This is a genomic window from uncultured Marinobacter sp. (genome assembly GCF_913055835.1).
Taxonomy (GTDB): Bacteria; Pseudomonadota; Gammaproteobacteria; order Pseudomonadales; family Oleiphilaceae; genus Marinobacter.
Genome location: NZ_CAJXKQ010000026.1, coordinates 10,984 through 33,350 on the forward strand (window position 1 = coordinate 10,984; position 22,367 = coordinate 33,350).

A 22,367-nucleotide genomic window follows, 5' to 3' on the forward strand; every position below is an offset into this window, starting at 1 on the left:
TCCCTGTGACCAAGCCCGATACCGATCTGATCATTGCCGGTGGTGGCCTCGCCGGAGCGACCCTGGCGCTGGCGCTGGCACGCATGGTGCCGTCGCTCCATGTGACGGTGGTCGAGGCGTTTCCGCTCTCACCCGATGCCCTGCCGGACAGCTACCAACCCAGCTATGACGCCCGCTCCACCGCGCTGGCCTGGGGCTCCCGATTGATCTTTGAAGAGCTGGGGCTCTGGAACCGGCTCGCCGAGCACGCCACGCCCATCGAACACATTCATGTTTCGGATCGCGGGCATTTCGGTGCCACACGTTTGCATGCTGCCGAGCATGGTCAGGCGGCGCTCGGGTACGTGGCTGACAATCGCTGGATGGGGCTGTGCCTGATGCGCGAGCTTCTGGAAACCAATGTGCAGTGGCGGGCACCGGCAGAAGTGACAGATATGACGCCTGTTCCCGGCGGCGTCCGGGTCCGGCTGTCGGAGAACGGTGAAGATGTCCCGGAACTGACAGCCCGCTGCCTGGTGGTCGCGGATGGCGGTCGCTCCGGGCTTCGGGAAAAACTCGGCTTCAGGCCTGATCGTCACAGCTATGGCCAGAACGCCCTGATCGCCAATGTCTCCACCAGTGACAGCCACGGATTCACTGCCTTTGAACGATTTACCGATGCCGGTCCCATGGCGCTTTTGCCCCATGGTTCTCCCGCCCGCGCCGGGCACCAGTCGGCTCTGGTCTGGACGTTGTCGGATGAAGCATTGCAGGAGGTTCTCGAACTTCCCGACCCCGAAAAATGTCGCTGGCTCCAGGACCGGTTTGGCTGGCGTCTGGGGCGGTTTACCCGAATTGGTACCTGCCACCATTACCCGCTGACCCTGACCACGGTGGACGAGCCTGTGCGCCCCGGGGTCGCGCTGGTGGGCAATGCCGCCCATGCCCTGCACCCGGTGGCCGGGCAAGGGTTCAACCTGGCGCTGCGAGGGCTGATGACACTGGTTGAACAGTTCCGGCTGGCGGAAGAGCAGGGCAGATCCATTGGCGATCTCGAGGTTCTCACGCGCTATCAGGCGCTCCATCGCCAGGATTGGCAGCAGACGGTGCGCTTCTCCGATTCGCTGGTGCGTTTGTTCGGGCACTCGATGCTGCCGGTAACCGCCGCCCGAGATGCCGGATTGGTGGGTCTTGATCTGTTGCCGGGCGCAAAACGCTGGTTTGCACGCAAGGCCATGGGCCTGGGCGGTCGCCGGGCGGTAATTGACCGGCCCGGAAACCTGAGCCGGGAGGTGTCAGGTCATGAATGAAGAGAAAACCTTCGATATTCTGGTAGCCGGCGGTGGCATGATCGGCTCCGCCCTGGCTCTCGGGCTCTCCCGTCAGGGCTGGCAGGTGGCGCTGGTGGAGGGCTCCGATCACGAAACACTTGTTCAGGCGCCGCAGCCGGCCACCAATGTTGCCGATTTCGAGCCTCGGGTCAGTGCCATTTCGGTGGCCAGCCAGCAGCTGTTGGAGCAACTCGGAGTCTGGTCCGAGGTGACCGCCGGTCGACACTGTCCTTATCAGACCATGACAGTCTGGGATGGGGATGGCACGGGGCGCATACAGTTCGAGGCCGCCGAGCTACAGGCGAGGGCCCTGGGGACCATTGTTGAGAACCGCAGCATCGTGCGGGCGCTGTTCGAGGCCCTTGAGCAAAGCCAGGTTGAGCTGATTGAGGGCGTAAGGATTACTGGCTGCAAACGGGCGTCTGAGGGTTACACCCTCGAGCTGGAGGATGACAGATCCCTGTCCGCCAAATTGCTGGTGGGCTGTGACGGGGCCAATTCCCGTCTGCGTCAGTGGGTGGGGTTGCCCACCCGCGAATGGGACTACGACCAGCAGGCCATTGTGTGCACGGTGCGAACCACCCAGAGCCACCGTTTCACCGCCTGGCAGCGGTTTTCAACCAGCGGGCCGCTGGCGTTTCTGCCCTTGCTGCCCGAATCCGGCGATGAGCATTTCTGTTCCATTGTCTGGTCCCAGGATACCGGGGAAGCCCGGCGTCTGATGGCCCTGGACGACACTGAATTTGCCTCTGAACTCGAACGGGCCATCGAGCGCGAGCTGGGATCGGTGGAAACCGTCTCCAGCCGGTTTGCCTTCCCGCTTCGCCAGCGCCACGCGAAAGACTACGTAGCTCCCGGCTTTGCCCTCGTTGGTGATGCGGCCCATACCATTCATCCGTTGGCGGGACAGGGAGCCAATCTGGGCTATGGTGATGTACGGGCGATGCTTGACGAGCTGTCTCGGGCGAAAAAAGCAGGCCTGAATCCAGCCAATGAGCTGGTCCTGGCGCGCTACCAGCGCCGCCGAAAAGGCGAAAATCTGGCCATGATGGCCGCCATGGAGGGCTTCAAGCAGCTGTTTGCCCGTGATGAGCTACCGGTTCGCTGGCTGCGCAATACCGGCCTGCGCTGGCTCAATCAGCTGGGCCCGGTGAAAAATCGAATTGCTGCCGAGGCCATGGGCCTCAACGGCTGAACAGAAAAGGAATTTTTCAATGGCAGGAAGCAGTCTCCTGGTTCTGATTGATGACATTGCCACCGTGTTGGACGATGTCGCCCTGATGACCAAAACCGCCACCAAGAAAACTGCGGGTGTTCTCGGTGACGACCTGGCCCTCAACGCCCAGCAGGTAACTGGCGTGAAACCCGCGCGGGAGTTACCCGTGGTCTGGGCTGTCGCCCGGGGGTCGATGATCAACAAGGCCATCCTGGTGCCGGCGGCCGTTGCGATCAGTTTTTTCATGCCCTGGCTGGTCACGCCATTACTGATGCTCGGCGGTGCCTTCCTGTGTTTCGAGGGTTTCGAGAAACTGGTGCACAAGTTTCTGCATCGGGAGGAGGATCAGAAGCGCAAAGGGGAGCTGCATGAGGCCCTGAAGAATCCGGAAGTGGATCTGCGGGCAATCGAGAAGGACAAGATCAAGGGTGCAATCCGCACCGATTTCATCCTGTCTGCGGAGATTATCGCCATCACCCTCGGAACGGTAACGACCCAGACCATCGGCATGCAGTTCATGGTGCTGGCGGTGGTTGCCATCATGATCACGGTCTTTGTCTACGGTCTGGTGGCGGGGATCGTGAAACTGGACGATGGCGGTCTCTACCTCAGCCAGCAAGAGAACCCGGTGCTTCAGCAATTGGGTTCAGGCATTCTCTGGCTGGCCCCCTATCTGATGAAGACACTCTCCATTCTGGGCACTCTGGCAATGTTTCTGGTGGGCGGTGGCATTCTTACCCACGGGCTGACTCCGGTATACGACGCCATTCATCATTTTGCCGAGGGTTTCAGCGGTGTCGCTGGTCTGCTCGTGCCAACGATAGCCAATGGTCTGTTCGGAGTGTTGGCTGGCGCGCTACTGGTGGCCCTTATCACCCCGCTGACCCGATGGTGGCAAGCGCGGAGCGCCTGAGCAATCCCGATATTAAAGGCAGGCGTCGAACAGCCGGCTGATCAGCACCGGTACCGCCGTTTCCACCCGCAGAATGCGGGGACCAAGGTGCACACTCTGGCAACCGGCTTCTTCCAGTTTGCCCACTTCGTAAGCCGTAAACCCCCCCTCTGGGCCAATACAGAGTACCGTCGGCTTGTTCAGGTGAACCGGACAGGGGGTGTTGGTGCCAGGGTGCGCCACCAGGGCCTGCTTGTTTGCCAATAGCGCTGGCAGCTCATCTTCCACAAAGGGTTTGAACAACTTGCGGATCTGCACCCGGGGCATCTGGGTATCTTTCGCCTGTTCCAGCCCGAGAGTGAGGTTCTCCCGGAGTTGCTCCTCTGACAACCATGGCGTTTGCCAGAAGCTTTTCTCCACCTTGTAACTGTTGATCAGCCAGAGGTCTTTCACCCCCAGCGCGGCGCAGGTTTGCAGGATGCGGCGGAACATTTTCGGCCGGGGCATGGCCAATACCAGGGTGAGCGGCAGTGGAGCAGGAGGGGGCTGGTTCAGCGTGACCTTGAGTTCCGCCTCGCTGTCGGTCAGTCGGACGACCTCACCGGTTCCCATTGGGCCGCCCGCCCGGCCCACCGGCACCGTATCGCCTTCAACGATTTTTACAACGGACTGCAGGTGGGTCAGACGTCGGCCACGCAAGACGGCCCGGTCCGGCGCTACAAAATCCTCGTCAAACAGTAACGCCAGATTCATCCGCCGGTAGGCTCATCGCTGTCCGGGTCTGCCACTTCCCGTTTTGCCAGCCGCCCGAACAGGATGCCGATCTCGAACAGGATCCACATGGGTACGGCCAGAAGGGTCTGGGAGATGATGTCAGGCGGGGTCAGCAGCATGCCGATGATAAAGCAGCCCACCACCACATAGGGGCGTTTGGCCGCCAGATCCGCCGGGGTAGTGGCACCGGTCAGAATCAACAGAACGGTGGCGATCGGAATCTCAAAGGCGACACCGAACGCAAAGAACATCTTGAGCACGAAATTGAGGTAGCTGGTGATGTCCGGTAATTCGACGATGCCTTCCGGCCCTATGGCGGTGAAGAACCCGAACACCAGCGGGAAAACCACATAATAGGCAAACGCCGCGCCCGCATAGAACAGGATCACCGAGGTAAACAGCAGCGGAAAAGCCAGCCGTTTTTCATGGGCGTACAGGCCCGGCGCAATAAAGCTCCAGAGCTGGTAGAGAATGATCGGGATGGCGGCGAACACCGCCAGCACCAGGGCCAGCTTCAGTGGTGCGAAGAAGGGCGAGGTCACGTCGGTGGCGATCATGGTCTGGCCAACGGGCAGCAGGGAGCGGATGGGCTCTGATAGAAACAGGTACAGCTCGTTGGCAAACGGATAGATGGCAGCGAAGCAGACCAGCACCGCAAGAACCATCTTCAGAAGGCGATTACGCAGTTCGAGCAGATGCTCGATCAGTGGCATTTCCTGCTGTTCCGGAGGCAGCTGGTTGCCGTCGGGTTTTGCATTCATGAACGATTATCCGGCGGACTTTGCGGGGGTTCGCTTTTTGGTTGTTCGTTTCCGGCAGAGCCGGAAGCTGGCGTCTGCGGGGCATCACTGGCAACAGACTGATCCTGTGCCGGAGCCCCGGAGGCCTCTGTCTGGCCGGACACACGTCGTGTCGCCGGTGCTGGCCGTGGCTTCTGGGTCTCGTTCTCGGGCAGGATCATATGCTCGTATTTTTTAGCCTCGTCCAGGGCGCCACGCACCGTTTTCTGCACGTCGTCCAGGCCAACATCCCCAGCCTTGCGAAGCTCCTCGCGGAGCTCATCGGCTTTCAGTTGCCGGTCCAGTTCCGAGGTGAACTGGCTGACCATGCGCCGCGCGCCACCCACCCAGCGGCCCGCAGCGCGGGCAGCCGTGGGCAGGCGCTCGGGGCCGAGCACCAACAGCGCGATGACGCCGCAGATCAGCAGCTCAAGAAAGCCGATATCGAACATTCAGCCTGGTCTCAGCTGTGGGACTTGTCCCGGGGCTTGTCTTCGGCCGCGGCCTGTTGTTGCGGCTGCTCGTTTTCCTTGCCTTCCAGGGATTCCTGGTTCTCGGCCTTGGAGTCCTCATCGTTCATGGACTTCTTGAAGCCGCGAATGGCACCACCGAGATCGCTGCCGATGTTGCGCAGTTTCTTGGTTCCGAACAACAGAATGACAATGCCGAGTACGATAAGTAATTGCCAGATGCTGATACCCATTACGGGGTCCTCGTTTTAATGTTTCTGTTCAATGACATTGTACGTTACCAGAACGGCTACGCGGAAACCCCTTTAGAGGTACTACCGCTTACCTGTCCCGTGACGCTTTTTCTTCCAGGCCTGACAGGTCGAACCGACTGGCCAGCTCATCCAGGATGTCTTTCGGGCCGAGACCCAGTCTCGACAGCATCACCATGCTGTGAAACCAGAGGTCAGCGGTTTCGTATACCACGTCCCGGGTTTCACCGGAGTGTTCTGCGTCCTTGGCGGCCAGCAGGGTCTCCGTGCACTCTTCCCCCACCTTTTCCAGGATCTTGTTCAGGCCCTTGGCGTGGAGGCTGGCTACGTAGGAGGTTTCCGGGTCTGCTTCTTTCCTGGCTTCCAGAACCCTCGCCAGGTTTTCCAGTACATCGCTCACTGTCCGTACTCCTCAGTTGCTGCCGTAAATAGAGCCTGGATCCTTGATCACCGGGTCAACGCTGAGCCACTGACCGTCTTTCAGGGTCCGGTAGAAGCAGCTGCGTCTGCCAGTATGGCAGGCGATGCCGCCTTTTTGTTCCACTTTCAGCAGGATGACGTCCTCGTCGCAGTCCAGTCGAATGTCCCGAATAACCTGTTGGTGCCCCGAGGTTTCCCCCTTGCGCCAGAGCTTGCCCCGGGATCGCGACCAGTAAACAGCCTGGCCTTCTTCAGCGGTCAGCCTGAGCGACTCGCGGTTCATCCAGGCCATCATCAGGATGTCGCCGGTGTCAGCGTCCTGGGCGATGGCTGGCACCAGGCCATCCTCTGTCCAGCGAATGGTTTCCAGCCAGTCAGGGTTCTCGACGTTATCCGAGCTATTTTGCATTTTTGTGAATCCTGAAATCTTGATCGGTTATCGGCTGCCCCGGAGCATGATTCCGCCAGCGATGGCAAACAGGGCCCAGCTCCATCCTGGCACGCTTTCAAGCCACTGCCGGCCTTCGGGCTGGGTGCCCAGAATACCCGCTGCAATAAGAAGCGCCGCCAGGGTGGCACGTCGCCAGCGCCGCTCGGTGCGGACCTGCTGCTCGCGGAGCAACTCCAGTGTAGCCCGGTTCTGGGGCTCGGTGGGGCCGGCCTGCCGCAGTTGCAGGAGGGCATCGTGCACCAGTTGAGGCATTTCCGGCGACTGTTCCAGCCAGGACGGGAGGTGCGACTGCAGCGACTTGATCAGCCCGGAGGGACCAATCCGCTTGCGCATCCAGGTTTCAAGGTAGGGTTGCGCGGTACTCCACAAGTCCAGATCCGGATAGAGCTGTCGACCCAGGCCCTCCACGTTCAGCAGGGTTTTCTGCAGCAAAACAAGCTGGGGTTGCACTTCCATGTTGAATCGCCTGGCCGTCTGGAACAGGCGCAACAGGAAATGGCCGAACGAGATGTCCTTCAGGGGCTTCTCAAAAATGGGCTCGCACACTGTACGAATGGCCGCCTCAAACTGGTTCACCGGGGTATCCGGTGGCACCCAGCCTGACTGGATATGCAGCTGCGCAACCTGCCGGTAATCCCGGCGGAAAAACGCCAGAAGGTTGCGGGCCAGATAGCTCTGGTCATCCGGTGCCAGGGTCCCGACAATGCCGAAATCGATGGCGATATAACGCGGATCGGCAGGATTGGAGGTGTCCACGAAAATATTGCCGGGGTGCATGTCGGCGTGAAAGAAGCTGTCACGGAAGACCTGGGTAAAGAAAATCTCCACGCCTTTTTCGGCCAGTACCTTCATATCGACACCGGCGGCTTTCAGGGCGGCGGTATCTGCAATGGGGATGCCGTGAATCCGCTCCATCACCAGCACCGATTTACGGGTATAGTCCCAGTCGATAAAAGGGATATAGATCAGCGAGGAGTTTTCGAAATTCCTGCGCAGCTGGCTGGCGTTGGCGGCTTCGCGCTGAAGGTCCAGCTCATCGTGAATGGTGGAATCATAGTCGGCCACCACTTCCACCGGGTGCAGGCGTTTGCCCTCGGACCAGTACTTTTCCAGAAGGCCGGCCATCAGGTACATCAGGGCCAGGTCCTGGCGGATGACCCTCTCAATGCCGGGGCGCAGTACTTTCACCACCACTTTCTGACCGTTGGGCAGAGTGGCAGCGTGCACCTGGGCAACCGATGCCGAGGCAAGCGGGTCCGGACTGAATTCGGCAAACAGGTCCGAGACCGGGGCGCCGAGGGAGGTTTCGATAATGCCCCGGGCCTCATCACTCGGGAACGGAGGTACCCGGTCCTGAAGGTTTTTCAGGGATTCGGCCATGTCGTCGGGCAGCAGATCCCGGCGGGTGGAGAGAATCTGGCCGAACTTCACGAATACCGGGCCCAACTCTTCCAGTGCCAGCCGCAGGCGGTCGCCCCGGTCGAGTTTGGGTTTGGGGAACAGGTGCCAGGGCGCCAGCAGGAAAAACACCTTCAGGGGCGCAGGCAGTTCGGCGATTGGCAGGAACGTGTCCAACCGATAGCGGCAGAATACCCAGGCGATTCGAAACAGGCGTTGCAGGCGGGTCACGGGTTCTCCGGTTCGTCAGTCTTGCCGCGGTTTTCAACCAGGTTCAGCCGGGCTTCCAGTCTTTCGGTGCGCAGGCTCAGTTCGTCGATGTCATCGAATGTGGCTTCCAGTTCCCGTCGCCCGGGCAGGGCACGACTTTCTTCGTGCACGTACTCCTCGATATTGGCGTTCATGGACTGAAAGGCCTGACGGCTCCACCGGATGGCGCCGCGGATTCGTTGCCCCAGAAAGTGCGCTGGCACATCGCCGATATGCCGGGCCATGGCGGCTTCCCAGTCCGGGTCAAGCTGGTTCAGGGCGCGCTGCAGTTGGTGGGCCAGCGCTGTATCGCCCGTCACTTCCAGGCGGCCATCGGCAAAGACCCGGTCATCACCGGTCGCCAGCGCGGCAAAGGCGATGGGTTTGCCGGTAATCTCAAGGGCCGGCTGGTCGGCCGGTTGGCTGCCCACCCGAACGCGGTCTCCGGCGCGGTCCAGGGTGTAGGTCAGGGGAACCGGATCGGTGATATTGAACTGCACCGGGCCCGCCAGTGCTTCCATCAGGGCATGATGCCCCGCCGGATCCAGTTCCAGCGCCCGGTTGAGGGCACTTTCCAGGATCGCGGAGACAGCGGAAAGCAGGGTGGGGCCGGGAAACATCAGGGCTTGATTCCCACATGCAGGGCGACAATGCCGCCGGTCATGTTGTAGTACTTGCAGTTCACCAGGCCCGCATTCTCCATCATGCCCTTGAGGGTGTCCTGGTCGGGATGCATGCGGATGGATTCGGCCAGGTACTTGTAGCTTTCACTATCGCCAGCAATAAGCTGGCCCATCAATGGCAGAGCGGAAAACGAGTAAGTATCGTAGGCTTTGCTCAGCAATGGATTGGTCGGTTTGGAGAATTCCAGGATCATCAGTTTGCCACCGGGCTTGAGGACCCGGGTCATGTCGCGCAGGGCCTGGTCCTTGTCGGTGACATTGCGCAGACCAAAGGCGATGGAGACCGCATTGAAGTTGTTGTCCGGGAACGGCAGGTGCTCGGCGTCCGCCTGCACATACTCAATATTGCCGGCGTAGCCACGATCGGTCAGTCGGCTGCGTCCCACCTGGAGCATGGAGGCATTGATGTCGGCCAGCACCACCTTGCCGGATGGCCCCACCAGATCGGAGAACTTCATGGTGAGGTCGCCGGTGCCGCCGGCAATATCCAGCACCTGGTGGCCGGGCCTTACCCCGGACAGCTCAATAGTAAAGCGTTTCCAGAGCCGGTGGATCCCCATGGACATCAGGTCGTTCATGAGGTCGTATTTGCCCGCCACACTGTGGAATACCTCGGCCACCTGGCTCGCCTTCTGGCTTTTCGGCACATTGCGGAACCCAAAATGGGTGACGTCATCCTGGCCGTTATTGCCAGTGGCCTGGTTGGCTGGCGTTTGCTGCTCGCTCATGAAAGATGTCCTGTCAGAATGTCGGGTAGGGATGAGCCATTACTGGCTCATCCCCCCTCAGAACCGTACGTGCGAGTTTCCCCGCATACGGCTCAAGCCTATTGAAGTCAGAGATTCATCTGACCGGCGTACTTTTCTTTAATGGAACGCATTCTAATGCCGCTCCACTTCAGAGTCACCTTTACACCGCCCCGGCTGTGGACCTGGGCATGGCAATTGGGGTGCAGGAGTACCCGGTTCTGTAAGGTATCTGGTCCGCCGTCCACACGTCGAATGACGTGATGGTCGTGCCAACCAGTCTCCTTTGTCACCGGGTGACCGCAAAGTGCACAGACTCCTTTTTGCCTGATGTACAGGCTCCTGATCTGTTTGCGGAAACGCAGTTTATGCTGCTGCCGCTGCACTCTGAGAGTTTCCCACTTTAGTTCATGCTCCGCGTCGTAGGGCTGATAATCAACCGGCAGACGTTTATGGCGCACTATGGGCGTTCCGGGAAGGTGATATAGCTCCCGGTAGGCCCGTTCCCCTTTGCGGTTCGTGTAAGGGTGCGCGAACACCCGCGTCCGCCCGCCTATGTGATGGAAGTATTTCTTCCTGATCCAATTAGCGGACTTCTTTGGATGCCTGCGCTTTGCCCACCTCCAGAGTCGCCAGAAAATAAGATTCTCCAGCTTACTGAAGGTTTTCTTAGCCACCACTGGGGAATGGTAATTTGCCCATCCCCGCAGTATCGGGTTCAGTTGTGCGATTAGAGCCTCTTGCGTCAGCGCGCCGCTACCTTTTATGACCTCGCTCACTCGTTGGTAAAACGCTTGCGCGTTTTTCTTAGAGGGCTTGATCAGTAGCTTTGGCTTCCGATAAGGCGATTTCGGCACATACTTTCTGAAATTCCAGCCCAGAAAGTCGAACCCATCGACGATGTGAGTCAGGTGCGTTTTTGCCCGGGAAAGTTCGACTCCGCGCTCAGCGAGGAATCGTTCTATCCACGGTCTGACAACTTCCTCCAGCAGTACTTTGGACTCTGCTAGTACCACGAAATCATCCGCGAACCTAATCACTTGTATGCGCGTCTTTCGGGCCTTGGTTTTGCCCAACAACTCCGCCAAGTAGCGTTTTAGTTGGACCTCCAGACCGTTTAAGGTGGCATTTGCCAAGCAGGGCGAGATAATTCCACCCTGTGGTGTTCCCGCTGTGGTAGCCGAGTACTGTTGCCGGTCAATCACCCCGGCTTTCAACCACTTTCTCAGCATCATCTTGTCCATACAGACGTTACGACTCAGCCAGTCATGGTTGATATTGTCAAAGAAGCCCTTGATGTCTGCTTCCAGGATCCACTGAGCCCCGGTTTGTGGGGCAAGTAGGTGGAAGAGCTCTGTCATCGCATCGGCCGTCGAACGATCGGGGCGAAACCCATAGGATTTCGGATCGCTCGTCGTTTCAACAACGGGCTCAAGGGCCAGGAGATGCAGCGCCTGCATAGCACGGTCCAGCATAACTGGTATGCCAAGCGGGCGTTTCTCATTCCTGCCCGGCTTCGGTATCCATACCCGCTTTAGGGGTTTGGGCCGGTAGCCGCGCGTCTCTGACAACGTTTTTACAGCACACGCCTTGGCATTGGGCGTGCCCCAGGTGATACCGTCGACCCCGGGCGTCTTCTTGCCCTGGTTCTCGGTCACTCGTTTGACGGCTAGACATCGACCGTTGAACGAGCTGACTAATAGCCGTTGGAGGCGTTTAACCCTCCGCCAGTCTTCGTCCTTTGTCGCCTGCGCGATTCTCAACTGCGTTTTTCGAACAGCGGTTTCCACCTTGGCCCAAGGAATGCTCTGCCACGATGTAGCCCCGCTGCCGGAAGACGCAGACTTTTCTGGGTAGACCAGATCCGTATTCATACTGTCCTCCTAGAGGGAGTTAATGGGTCCTCCGGAGGCAGCCGTCCCCCGAGGGGGCTGACTACCCCCTCGGGATGGTTTTTTTCACTCCTCGCCGAAATCGGCAAGTGTTGTCACGCCAATAGACCAAACGCACGTGGGCCATGGTTTCCCATGACGGCATGTTTCAGCCGCTATGCCAGCGATTACAGCCGACCGTTTGCTTCTTGCGCTTTCCTACTCCTCACTCTGATCAGCGTTGCTTGCGCTTCGCCTGCCCAGAGTTGGGCCAGAGGTCAGGGTTTACACGTTCCCTGCCTGCCACCTTATTCACCCTTTAGGTTCCATCTATCCACCGGCGGTTGTTCGGTACCGCATCATTAGTTCAGACAATGATGACCAACCGCGTTGCCGATTTTGGCTGAGGCCGATAATCGCCGTAGGCCCGTCAATACTGACGATGGTTCGAGCGATGATTCACTTGTGTTAACCATGGGATGAAGTCACTAGTCACACCGGCTCCGTGCGATTCGGAGTCGATATCCATCTCGTCGCCGAGGCGAACAATCCCGAAGGAGTGCGACATTGTCGGACGGGCTTCACACCATCGGGTTGGCCCCGATCGCATGCCGTCTTAGTGAACTCGCAGGTACATGCGAGGATCCGATACCTATCGTCAGAGGGACGGTAGGCCGGACATTGGCAGGCAGAGCTTTCGCTCCGCGTGTTGGATACCAAGCACTCAAGTCTCGCGACTTTAGAGACATTGCACTCAGTAACCCGTGTGGAGAACCACGAAACCCAGGAGGGTCGTGTTTCCCCTCAGGGTTTGTGCTCTGTAACAACTCTTTACAAAAAGTTGTTCTGCAGCTTGAAGAAAACACCCAAAATCGATCAATTTTTGATCAAAATTCTGTGGCTTTCTCTCTGATCGGATGAACCGATAGTTTTTCTGAGCTATACGCCCAGTATAGCTCTACAGCTATGCTTGATGTGCTGGTTTGGAGCTATTTCATTGAAATATCATGAAATAACTGTGATTCCAAGGTCAGCTACCTCCAGCCACACGACACGATTCGTGTCGCACCTGAACCCCGTATTCTAACCGCTGACGGGGTTGCTACAAGGGTGGCGGTGAGTTAAATAGCGCCCTAAACTGTAAATTCGTCCAAATCCGGGAGAAATCATTTTCATGTCCGTTATTGATGTACACCGCCCGCACACCCTGGATAAAGAACATGCCAGAGAGGCAGCCGAAACCCTGGCCAAAGATCTCTCCAGCCAGTTCGACGTGCATTACCAGTGGGAAGGCGACCACCTGAAATTCAAGCGCAGCGGCGTCAAGGGACACCTGAACATTACCCCGACGGATCTGCACATTCATCTGGAACTGGGCATGATGTTACGGCCCTTCAAATCCCGGATCGAGCAGGAAATCCACTCCCAGCTGGACCAGATCATCAAGGCCTGAGCCATCCGTTCCCGTTGACTCAGAGGTTGTCAGGCAGGCTGAACGGGTCCGGGTGATGGTTGAGGATGTTGCGCATCACCTGCTGTTCCCGGGACACCAGCCGATCGATCAGTAACTCCACATTGTCCATCTTCCGGAAGGCGGAATAGCCCCGGTGCAGGAAGCTGTGCAGATCCGTAAGGTCGGCCATTTCCGCCGGGCCCCGGGTCATCGATAGCAGCCAGCCCAGAGTGCGGTTGCGGACATAGCGATCTAGCTGCTGGCCGACGTCAGCTACCAGGGAAATCTGCTTTTCCCGCTGATCCAGCAACCTGCTCTCGCGGTAGACGGCGCAGTAGTCCTGAGTGGTCAGGGACTGGGCGGCTACGCCCTGCTGGTTCAGCAACTCGGCAAGCTCAAGGTCCAGCCGCTGGGTGATCAGGTTCAGCTCCACCAGCCCGGCAAACGTGTCCAGCAGATTATCCGGCAACCATTTCACCATCTTGGGAAAAACGCGATCGATATTGTCATCCCGGTGGGTCATTCCGGCGGGTGCGTAAAGATCGGTCAGCAGGAACTCCAGGCCGTGATGGTAGCCGGGGTGGTGGTACAGGTCTTCGTGGGTTGTCTTCAGCCGCCTCGCCTGCCAGTCAGCAACGTGGCAAGCAGTCTCGAGCAGTGGATGCTCGGCTTTCAAGTGCCGGAAATCATGGTAGTCCAGCAGCAGTTGTTGCAGCCGGCGAGCGCTTTCGGTACGGGTTTCGGTAGCGACGAGGCGCTCACGGTACATGGGCGAGGGCTCCACTAAACCTGAAGAAAGGGGCGTAGTTTAGCGGAGCTGCGACGGTCTTGCAGCAAGGCACTACCGGGGAAACTAACCCTGTGCAGCGGCTGGCAGCGACTCGAAACCCGGGACCCATTCCTTGCTGTCCAGGGTAATAAAGTGGCTCGGCGCCTCGGTTTCCACGATTCTCATGGTGGTCGGGCTCTGGCGGGCACTGGCCAGCATGGAGGAGCGATCGAGAATGCGGTCCACCGCAGGAATCAGGAAGGTGCCGTGACGTACATGGCCGTACACGCTGGTGTCTGTCCGTGCCATCCAGTCCATGATGTTCTCGATGTTGCGGACAATGGTCAGATGATCCTTGGTGGCGGAGAATAGTTTGCTGAGCAACTGCTTCTTGCGCGGGTTCATCTTGCCAAAGAAGGTCTGGCCGTAGGCCGACGAAGGTGCGCTGTTAATCAGGCGGATCAGCCAGGGCCACATGCCATGGCTTACCGGTTCGAGAATGGTGGTCACCAGCGCCGACAGCCTGCCGTCGGGGAGTACGGGCGCTTCCAGTACCACTTCGACATCGTCATAAAGCTCCGGCCATTGCTTGATGGCCTCGAGGATCACCGCTCCACCACGGGAGTGACCGTGTACCCGAATGTTGTCAGTGGTGGGTAAGCTTGAAAGCGCCTGGTTGAGAATGCAGGCATCGTATTCGATGGTGCCTTCCAGCTGCTTGATCGGCACTTCCCACTCCGGGGTTTTCGGCGTCACGCCGTTTACCGGTATATGGTAATTGCTGCAGGTGAGCAGAATCAGTTCCGTGGAGGGTGCTTCATAGGCCTGAGTGAAGTAGCAGTGGTTTTCCAGAAAGCCGTGCACGCCGATCACGGTTTGTTCGGCCTTGCCGCTGTGGTTGCGAACGGACACAGCGCCCTTGCCAACGCGATACACCCGCCCGGAGAACATTTCCGAGTAGGCGCTCTCGATCGGTTTTATCAGCTTGCGAACATGGCTCGCTTTCATAACTGCTCTCCCTTCCAGCACGGCAATGGCCTGTTATTGGAATTAGGGTGTGCTGGTAAGCCTTTTGTACCCCGATCAACTCTCTTTGTTACTGGCTCTGAGCGCAGAGTTTTTGATGTCTCAGGGCCAATCGATCACGGATCGGTAGCGTGTAATAACCATTGCACCAAGGCTTATAACCAGTATAGGACTGAACAGTTACTCACGTGTAATTTTTTGTAACAGCGTGCGCTGGTGCCGCATATGGAGCCGGGAGGGCTTGTCTGGCACAATGCGGAGTTCGGTTTTTACTTACCTTCACCACTTTTCCAGGGACGTTCGGGTTTGAGTCACGAACAATCGCATCTCCTGCTACCTGCGGATTCGGCCTGGCTGGCCCTGGAGCGCCCGGAAAACCCCATGACCATCACCGTGATGCTTCGGGTTGATGGTCTTACCGCGCCCCGTTTCCGGGAATTCCTCCATGTGTACTGGATGGCCTGGGAGCGTTTCCGGTACATGCCGGTCAAGCGCTCGCCCGCCTGGTGGTGGGAACCAGACCCGATGTTTGATGTTCGACACCATCTTGATGTGGTGGTAGATCGTTTCACTCCGGCAAGCCTGCAGGAGTGGGTGTCGATGCGGCTGAACCAACCTCTGCCCATGTATCGTCCGCGATGGAAATTCTGGTTGGCGCCCAATGCCGACGGTGGGGCGGTGCTCCTGTTGCGTATTCATCACTGTTACGCCGATGGCCTGTCCTTGCTGGGCATTTTTGATCGCCTGTGCCCGCCGTCTCCCCAGCAGCACCCGGCCCTGTACGGCGCACCCGAGACCGCGGAGTTGTCACGCTGGACGGCGGCGGCAAATGTCTGGCTCGGGCAGCTGATGGCCTCCGGAGAGTCCGCAGAAGAGGTCCATGACGTTGCCGGAGTCGACGAATCCGATGGCAACCAGTGGCAGGATGCTGGCCGGCTGGTGGAGCGGGTTGCCCAGAAAAGTCTCAAGCTGGTTCATGAGTTTTCGGAATTCCTGGTGGAGCCGGAAGATTCAGATACTGACCTCCGGCGGCCACTGCTGGGTCGGCGGCACTGTCGCTGGTCTGAACCTGTGCCTCTGGAGCGCTTCCGGAACATTGCCCGAATCACCAACGTGACCATCAACGATGTGTTGCTGAGCTGTGTGGCAGCGGCTGTGCGAACCCGCCTGGGCATTGATGGCGAGGATCTGGACGAAGCGGTGCTGCACGCCGCCGTGCCGGTTGATATTCGTAGTCGTTTGCCCAGCGAGCTAAAGCCGGCTCCCGGCGCCCTGGGCAACTATTTCGGCACCGTGTTCGTGCCCCTGCCGGTGGATGGCGAAAGCCCGCTGGAACGCCTTTACCGCATCAAGCATGAAACCCGTCGCCTGAAGAAAAGCTGGCAGCCCGGCATTGCCTGGGGCTTGGCGGCCAGTGCCACCATTGTGCCGGAGCCCTGGCGGGAACCATTGGCCGAAGTGTTCTATCGCAAGGCCAGTGCCGTGGTGTCCAACGTGCCCGGCACCCCGGAGCCCCGATACATTGCCGGTTGCCGGATAAACGAACAGATGTTCTGGGTGCCCCAGGCCGGGGACATCGGTTTGGGCATCAGCATTGTCAGCTACGCCGGCCAGGTGCAGTTTGGCGTGGTTGCCGATGAGGCCGTAATGGCTGATCCGGAAGACTTCCTCAACGACTGCCTGCAGGAACTGGCCCAGTTTCCCGGCGACTAATCCACCGGGTCGTACTCCCAAAGTTTCAATTCAAGTGCCTCCCAAATGAGCAGAAAACCTGCTCCCTGGAAGCATTTTCCCCCTTCCCCGCATCACCGACCATGGAATTCAGGCGACAGACCGCGCCTGGAGTGTCCGGATAACCCGGGCCTCCGATCCCAGATTTCCAAAAACAACCGGGGGAACTATGAAAAACAATAACGTCAGAAAGTCAGGCTTAGCCATTGCCATGGCAGCAGCCATGGGGGCCAGCACCGGAGCCAGCGCCGCTGTTGAGCTGTATAACCAGGACGGCACAAGCTTTTCCGTGGATGGCTACTTCAATGCCTTCTACGTAAACCGTGACGACAAGCAGAACGACGTTCGCGATTCCCGCATCAAGATGGGCTTCCTGCCGAACACCATCGGCTTCAATTTCAGCAAGGACATGGGTGATCTGACCCTGGGTGGACGGTCCTCGTTCTGGACCACCATCAATGACAGTCTTGATTCACCCACAGACACCGCCATCGACGTGCGTCAGTTCTACGCCACGGTAGACGGCGATTTTGGTCAGGTGTTGATTGGTAAGGACTTTGGCCTGTACGCCCGATCCAATATTTTCCTGGACGAGATCCTGATGGGCTTTGGTTCTCCGGGTGTTGCCGGCGGTGTTTCCTTTGGCAATATCCGCGCGGGCTACCCTTATCCGACACCCTCAGCCCAGATTACCTACCGCTCGCCTGATATGAGTGGCCTCAAAATCGCGGCCGGCGTGCTGGATCCCGCTGACACGGTAACCGGCGCCAACGATGAAAACTCAGCGCCCCGCTTCGAGTCCGAGGTAACCTATAACGCCAACCTGAACGACGTGGCCCTGACCGGCTGGGTGAACGGCCGTTATCAGTCTGCCGAGAACGGCACCACCACCGTCGACAGCACGGGCCTTGGCTACGGCATCAAGGCATCGGTCGCTGGACTGACTCTGGCCGCTTCCGGTTTTACCTCCAAGGGTGATAACCCGGTTCTGATCGGCAATGGCCCGGTGACGGAGGACGATGCAGACGGCTTCCTGGTTCAGGGCTCCTATGCCTTCGGTGCCAATCGTGTGGTGCTTTCCTACGGTGAAACCGATGCGGAAATCCTGAATCTGGAAACCGAGAGCACAACGCTCGGGTTCTTCCATGATGTAAACAGCAACTTCAAGCTGGTTGCCGAGTACAACATGTACGAAGACAACAACCGCACCACCGGTGCAACCACCACTGAGGCGGACACCATCGCCCTTGGCGCCATCGTGATGTTCTGAGCACTGCCCGGCGTTGCGGGTGGCAGGAGTCCCCTCGCAGCGCCGGTTTGTCTAAGACTAAAGTGCCGGTTTGCCTGAATGGGAACCGGCAGCGCCACCAGGCATTGATTCAGGAGGTAGTTTAATCAATGGCTTACGATCATTTTGGCGCGCCTATTAAAAGCACTGAAGTCGCATTGGCTGCGTTTACGGATGCCGTAGAATCGGTGAAAAGTCATCCGTTTTCGGGAACTGCGTTTATGAAGCCAGCGACGACCCTGCCTGCGGTCCGGGTAGCGAGCTCCAGTGTTCGCGATCCGATGTTGGCCGCCACCAATCTCGCCAGCCAGCTCAGCCACGAGCATCTTGGCTGCGTGCTGTTCTTCTGTTCTGCGGAATACGACCTGGGCCGGCTCGGCAGTGCCCTTGAGCACAGCTTCCAGGGCGTGCGGGTTTGCGGATGTACGTCCGCCGGCGAGATCACGCCGGAGGGTTACGGACGTGGATGCATCACCGCCATCGGCTTTGACAGTCGCTATTTTGCCATCGATTGCGCGCTGATCCGGGAGCTGGACCGATTCACCCTTCAGGATGCCCAGGGCGTGATTGACGGCTTGCTGTCTACCTGCCGCGATGCCCGGCTGGCGCCCGTCAAGGGTAATACCTTTGCCATTACACTCCTGGACGGCCTGTCGAGCCGTGAGGAGCTGGTACTGGCAACGCTCAACTCGGCCCTTGGCACCATTCCCCAGTTTGGCGGTTCTGCCGGCGATGACGAACGTCTGGCCAATACCCATGTTTTTTATGATGGCCAGTTCCATACCGGAGCCGCCACGGTGTTGCTGGTAAACACACCGCTGGATTTCCGGGTGTTCTCCACCCACCACATGGTGGAGCGCAGCGAGAAGCTGGTAGTCACCAGCGCCTGCGCTGAAAGCCGCACGGTATACGAGCTCAATGCCGAGCCGGCAGCGGATGCGTATGCCCGGGCCGTTGGCGTGGATGTCGAGGCTCTGGATCGCAAGGTCTTCGCGCTGCGGCCCATGGGAGTGAAAATCGGTGGCCATTATTTTGTCCGCTCGGTACAGCGGGTGAACCCGGACAAGAGTCTGACTTTCTATTGCGCCGTGGAAACCGGAATCGTGATGACAGCCATGGAGCCGGAGTCCCTGCTGGACAGTGTTCGTACCCAGATAGAAGCCGCAGAACGGGTTGTGGGGCCACCTCTGGTGACCATCGGCTGCGATTGTTTCCTGCGCAGGCTGGAGGCTGAACTGACCGGCGAGGTGGAAGCGGTCTCGCAGTTCCTCCGCCACCACAATGTGATTGGCTTTAACACATACGGCGAGCAGTTCGACGGTATGCACATCAACCAGACGTTTACGGGGGTGGTCATTGGCCAGCCTGATGTCCGTTCCGGACAAGATTGAAGCGCCCGTTGAAGACGAGCGGGACCGGCGAATCGCCGAGCTAGAGGCCGAGAACGAGCGCCTCAAGCGGATTCGCGATGCCCTGATTGTTCGGGTGGAGTCTGGCGCTGCCCACAAGCCAGAGCCTTATGCCGCCTTCGAGCACTCGGTGGTGCTGGCGGAGCAGGTGCGTGAGCGCACCGAGGCCCTGAATCTGGCCATGGAGGAGCTCAAGGGCAGCAACAAAGCCCTGAACCGGGCCAGGGAAGAGGCGGAGACCACCCGCCAGCGACTGAACGATGCCATTGAGAGCATTGCCGATGGGTTCGTGCTGTTCGATAACTGGCACTGCCTGATCCAGAGCAACAGCCGCTTCCGGAGCTACTGGCGCCATGCCGGTGTTGAACCGCCGGGCCAGGGTACCCGGATTTCAGAGGTGAAGCGCCGGGCGGTGGCCTGCGGTCTTGTGCTTGAAGAACACAGCCATCCGGATTCGGAAGGCGTGGTGTTTCTGCTGACCAACGGTCGCTGGGTTCAGGTGACCGAGAGACCAACCCGGGAAGGCGGGTTGGTCGTGCTCTACTCCGACATCACCGATGTGAAGAACAGTGAAATGGCCCGGCGGATCAAGGCCCTGGAAGAGAGCGAGCGGTGGATCCGGGTGGTGACTGACCACGTTCCGGCGCTGATTGCCTACATCGGGGCCGACATGACCATTCAGTTCTGCAACAAGGTCTATGCCTCCTGGTACGGACGTAAAGGCGAGTCGCCACTGGGCAAACGCCTCAACGAGGTGCATTCGCCCGAATTCTATCAGCGCCTGCTTCCCCAGATTCTTGATGTCATGGACGGCCACAACGTCACCTTCGAATTCGAGGAGACCGGGGAGCAGGGTGAGGTGCGCCACATGCTGCGCTCCTACGTCCCGAACTTTGATGAGCAGGGCGATATCATCGGTTTCTTCGTGCTGATCCGCGACATCACCGACCGCCGCAAGACTGCTTTGGCGCTGGAACAGGCCTATGACAATCTGGAACGCCGGGTGAAGGAACGCACCGCAGCCCTGACCGGCCTGAACAACCAGCTGCGCCAGGAAATCACCGAGCGGGCGGCGGTAGAGGCCCGGCTTCGGGATGCCAAGCTGGAGGCGGAAAGGGCCAATCTTTCGAAAACAAAGTTCCTGGCTGCCGTCAGCCACGACTTGCTGCAGCCTCTGAATGCCGCAAGGTTATTCACCAGTGCGCTGCTGGAGCAGTCGTTCGGGCCCAAGGCTGAAGGCCTGGTTCGGTCGGTCAGCACCTCTCTGGATGACGTCGAGAACCTGCTGGGCACCCTGGTGGATATTTCCAAGCTCGATGCCGGCGTGATCAAACCGGACGTCACCGCCTTTGACCTGCGGGATCTGCTCAACAACATCGCCCGGGAATTCCGGCAGATGGCCATGGCCGAGGGGCTGCAACTGGACTTTGTTTCCAGCTCCGCGATTGTGGAGTCAGACTCCCAATTGCTGGCCCGGATCCTCCGGAACTTCCTGACCAACGCCATTCGCTATACCGGCAACGGCAGAGTTCTGCTCGGCGTTCGTCGACAAAAGGACCATGTGCTGTTGCAGGTGTGGGATACCGGCCCGGGTATTCCCGAAGACAAACTCACCGAGATCTTCCAGGAATTCAAGCGTATTCGCCCCGCCGGCTCACAGCCTGACAAAGGCCTGGGACTTGGCCTGGCCATCGTGGACAAGATATCCCGCATGCTTGGACACGAGGTGACGGTGAATTCCATCGAGGGCAGGGGATCAGTCTTCAGTGTTCGGGTCCCGGTCGGCAAATTGAAGCCGCGGCAACCGACGGCCGACCAGAACCGGGCCGTGTCTTTCGATAGCGGTCTGGGCGGAGCCCGGATCTGGGTGATCGACAACGACCAGTCTATCTGCCAGGGCATGAAAACCCTGCTCGAGGGTTGGGACTGCCAGGTGGTGACTGCTGTGTCCCTGGAGGATCTGGAGCGCCAGCTCGATCCGGCCAGCAGTGCGGTGGACCTGATTCTGGCGGACTACCATCTGGACAACGATGAAAACGGCGTGGATGTTGTGGCGGAGATCAATGGCCGACGGAGATGCCCGGCGCCGGTGGTGATGATTACGGCTAATTACACCAACGAACTCAAGCAGCACATCCGTGAGCTTGGGCACCTGTTGATGAACAAGCCGGTGAAGCCCCTTAAGTTGCGCAGTGCGCTGAGTCACCTGCTCAGAAGCTGAGATTGCCGATAGGTGTCGGATTACGGCTTTGCCTAATCCGACCTACGGGGGGACTGCGGTTGAAGATGGGTGTCGGGTTACGGCTGCGCCTAACCCGACCTACACTCTGCTCGAAACGTAGGTCGGATGAGCCAGAGGCGTAATCCGACAACCAGACCTACGCGGGGTGAGCTTGAAAGGTTTGTAGGCCTGGAAAAGTAGGTCGGATTAGCCAACGGCGTAATCCGACAAACGGGCCAACTTACCGCTTCAAATACTGACTGAAATCCACATCACTGGCAGACAGAATCGCCTGAACCCGGTTGTGCACCCCGAGCTTGCGCAGAATGGCCGAGACGTGGGCCTTCACCGTGGTTTCTGCGATGTTCAGGTTATAGGCAATCTGCTTGTTGGATTCGCCCTTGGACATGCGCTCGAGCACCAGCAGCTGCCGACGTGTCAGTGAGTTGAGCAGCTCCGGTGAAATCGGATTGTCTTCATGGCGGCTGCGCCGTGTATTGCTTTCCTTGCCGGTGCGGATGATGTCCGAGGGCAGGTAAACATTGCCATTCAGGATCTGCTGGATGGCTTCGGTCATCTGGGCCCGGGGCGAGGACTTGGTAATGAAGCCGCAAGCTCCATAAGTAATGGCCTGCAGCACCACCTGTTTGTCTTCCTCGGCAGAGACAATCACCACCGGAATGGTCGGGGCTTCGTTGCGCAACGTGATCAGGCCGTTAAGACCATGCATGCCGGGCATGTTCAGGTCCAGCAGGATCAGGTCCAGATCGTCGTTCTCGCGAGTGATCTCCAGGGCACTGTCCAGATCGTCGGTTTCGATGATCTCGCTGCCTTCGAAACCAGAAGCGATCACACTGCTGATGGCCTCACGAAACAGTGGGTGGTCGTCGGCAATCAGAATCTTGTAAGCCGGCTCCATGGATGGGTCTACCTGTTTGTTTTCAGTATCGGGGATGGCTT

Annotated in this window: 21 protein-coding genes; 8 read left to right on the forward strand and 13 right to left on the reverse strand. The window is 58.8% G+C overall.

Features of this window, described 5'->3' with window-relative positions; all coding sequences use genetic code 11:
• Positions 1-5: 5 nt before the first annotated feature.
• Genes ubiH through QZ534_RS13700 form a run of 3 tightly spaced genes read left to right on the forward strand, consistent with a single transcriptional unit; the run spans position 6 to position 3,439 of the window.
• Positions 6-1,289: a 2-octaprenyl-6-methoxyphenyl hydroxylase gene (gene ubiH / locus QZ534_RS13690; RefSeq protein ID WP_296935102.1), complete on the forward strand. Its 1,284-nt coding sequence runs from the start codon at positions 6-8 to the stop codon at positions 1,287-1,289.
• On the forward strand, positions 1,282-2,505 hold the full coding sequence (locus tag QZ534_RS13695; protein WP_296935103.1) for an FAD-dependent monooxygenase: 1,224 nt from the start codon (positions 1,282-1,284) through the stop codon (positions 2,503-2,505). The genes ubiH and QZ534_RS13695 overlap by 8 nt, the downstream gene beginning before the upstream one ends.
• A gap of 19 nt (positions 2,506-2,524) precedes the next feature.
• A complete protein-coding gene (locus tag QZ534_RS13700; protein ID WP_296935104.1) occupies positions 2,525-3,439 on the forward strand; it encodes a DUF808 domain-containing protein in 915 nt (304 codons plus the stop codon).
• A gap of 12 nt (positions 3,440-3,451) precedes the next feature.
• Here QZ534_RS13700 and QZ534_RS13705 read toward each other — a convergent pair whose 3' ends face one another.
• The 10 genes from QZ534_RS13705 to ltrA form a co-directional block, all read right to left on the reverse strand.
• The gene (locus QZ534_RS13705) at positions 3,452-4,171 is read right to left on the reverse strand and encodes a 16S rRNA (uracil(1498)-N(3))-methyltransferase (RefSeq protein WP_296935105.1); all 720 of its coding nucleotides are present in this window, start codon (positions 4,169-4,171) and stop codon (positions 3,452-3,454) included.
• On the reverse strand, positions 4,168-4,953 hold the full coding sequence (gene tatC / locus QZ534_RS13710; protein WP_296935106.1) for a twin-arginine translocase subunit TatC: 786 nt from the start codon (positions 4,951-4,953) through the stop codon (positions 4,168-4,170). Before tatC ends, QZ534_RS13705 begins: the two co-directional genes overlap by 4 nt.
• A complete protein-coding gene (gene tatB, locus QZ534_RS13715) occupies positions 4,950-5,423 on the reverse strand; it encodes a Sec-independent protein translocase protein TatB (protein ID WP_296935107.1) in 474 nt (157 codons plus the stop codon). Before tatB ends, tatC begins: the two co-directional genes overlap by 4 nt.
• 11 nt (positions 5,424-5,434) lie before the next feature.
• Positions 5,435-5,674 (reverse strand): Sec-independent protein translocase subunit TatA, encoded by a 240-nt coding sequence (tatA, locus tag QZ534_RS13720; RefSeq protein ID WP_069181994.1) that lies wholly within the window; start codon positions 5,672-5,674, stop codon positions 5,435-5,437.
• Positions 5,675-5,762: 88 nt separating this feature from the next.
• Positions 5,763-6,092, reverse strand: a complete 330-nt coding sequence (locus QZ534_RS13725) for a phosphoribosyl-ATP diphosphatase (RefSeq protein ID WP_296935108.1) — start codon at positions 6,090-6,092, stop codon at positions 5,763-5,765.
• A 12-nt stretch (positions 6,093-6,104) separates the two neighbouring features.
• Entirely contained in the window at positions 6,105-6,521 is a 417-nt protein-coding gene (gene hisI / locus QZ534_RS13730; RefSeq protein WP_296935109.1) for a phosphoribosyl-AMP cyclohydrolase, read from the reverse strand.
• 27 nt (positions 6,522-6,548) lie between these two features.
• The gene (gene ubiB / locus QZ534_RS13735; protein WP_296935110.1) at positions 6,549-8,192 is read right to left on the reverse strand and encodes a ubiquinone biosynthesis regulatory protein kinase UbiB; all 1,644 of its coding nucleotides are present in this window, start codon (positions 8,190-8,192) and stop codon (positions 6,549-6,551) included.
• The gene (locus QZ534_RS13740; protein WP_296935111.1) at positions 8,189-8,830 is read right to left on the reverse strand and encodes an SCP2 sterol-binding domain-containing protein; all 642 of its coding nucleotides are present in this window, start codon (positions 8,828-8,830) and stop codon (positions 8,189-8,191) included. Before QZ534_RS13740 ends, ubiB begins: the two co-directional genes overlap by 4 nt.
• Positions 8,830-9,621 (reverse strand): bifunctional demethylmenaquinone methyltransferase/2-methoxy-6-polyprenyl-1,4-benzoquinol methylase UbiE, encoded by a 792-nt coding sequence (gene ubiE / locus QZ534_RS13745; protein ID WP_296935112.1) that lies wholly within the window; start codon positions 9,619-9,621, stop codon positions 8,830-8,832. Before ubiE ends, QZ534_RS13740 begins: the two co-directional genes overlap by 1 nt.
• A 107-nt stretch (positions 9,622-9,728) precedes the next feature.
• Positions 9,729-11,513, reverse strand: coding sequence for a group II intron reverse transcriptase/maturase (ltrA, locus tag QZ534_RS13750; RefSeq protein WP_296935113.1), 1,785 nt, complete (start codon positions 11,511-11,513; stop codon positions 9,729-9,731).
• Positions 11,514-12,684: 1,171 nt separating this feature from the next.
• Between ltrA and QZ534_RS13755 the strand changes: the two genes are divergently transcribed.
• Positions 12,685-12,963, forward strand: a complete 279-nt coding sequence (locus tag QZ534_RS13755) for a polyhydroxyalkanoic acid system family protein (protein ID WP_064229913.1) — start codon at positions 12,685-12,687, stop codon at positions 12,961-12,963.
• 19 nt (positions 12,964-12,982) lie between these two features.
• On the opposite strand, the gene QZ534_RS13760 is transcribed toward QZ534_RS13755, so the two are convergent.
• Together QZ534_RS13760 and QZ534_RS13765 are read right to left on the reverse strand one after the other, a co-directional pair.
• Positions 12,983-13,732 carry a hypothetical protein gene (locus QZ534_RS13760; RefSeq protein ID WP_296935115.1) on the reverse strand — a complete coding sequence of 250 codons (750 nt, stop codon included), beginning with the start codon at positions 13,730-13,732 and terminating at the stop codon, positions 12,983-12,985.
• Positions 13,733-13,816: 84 nt separating this feature from the next.
• Positions 13,817-14,740, reverse strand: a complete 924-nt coding sequence (locus QZ534_RS13765; protein ID WP_296935116.1) for an alpha/beta hydrolase — start codon at positions 14,738-14,740, stop codon at positions 13,817-13,819.
• A 324-nt stretch (positions 14,741-15,064) separates the two neighbouring features.
• Here QZ534_RS13765 and QZ534_RS13770 point away from each other — a divergent pair, with 324 nt between their 5' ends.
• The 4 genes from QZ534_RS13770 (at position 15,065) to QZ534_RS13785 (ending at position 21,407) form a co-directional block, all read left to right on the forward strand.
• Positions 15,065-16,471: a WS/DGAT domain-containing protein gene (locus QZ534_RS13770; RefSeq protein WP_296935117.1), complete on the forward strand. Its 1,407-nt coding sequence runs from the start codon at positions 15,065-15,067 to the stop codon at positions 16,469-16,471.
• 187 nt (positions 16,472-16,658) lie between these two features.
• Positions 16,659-17,759, forward strand: coding sequence for a porin (locus QZ534_RS13775; protein WP_296935118.1), 1,101 nt, complete (start codon positions 16,659-16,661; stop codon positions 17,757-17,759).
• A gap of 299 nt (positions 17,760-18,058) precedes the next feature.
• Positions 18,059-19,168 (forward strand): nitric oxide-sensing protein NosP, encoded by a 1,110-nt coding sequence (gene nosP / locus QZ534_RS13780; RefSeq protein WP_366935823.1) that lies wholly within the window; start codon positions 18,059-18,061, stop codon positions 19,166-19,168.
• Positions 19,146-21,407, forward strand: a complete 2,262-nt coding sequence (locus tag QZ534_RS13785; protein ID WP_296935142.1) for a PAS domain-containing hybrid sensor histidine kinase/response regulator — start codon at positions 19,146-19,148, stop codon at positions 21,405-21,407. Before nosP ends, QZ534_RS13785 begins: the two co-directional genes overlap by 23 nt.
• Positions 21,408-21,648: 241 nt before the next feature.
• On the opposite strand, the gene QZ534_RS13790 is transcribed toward QZ534_RS13785, so the two are convergent.
• The gene (locus QZ534_RS13790; RefSeq protein ID WP_228339836.1) at positions 21,649-22,326 is read right to left on the reverse strand and encodes a response regulator transcription factor; all 678 of its coding nucleotides are present in this window, start codon (positions 22,324-22,326) and stop codon (positions 21,649-21,651) included.
• Positions 22,327-22,367 lie beyond the last annotated feature (41 nt).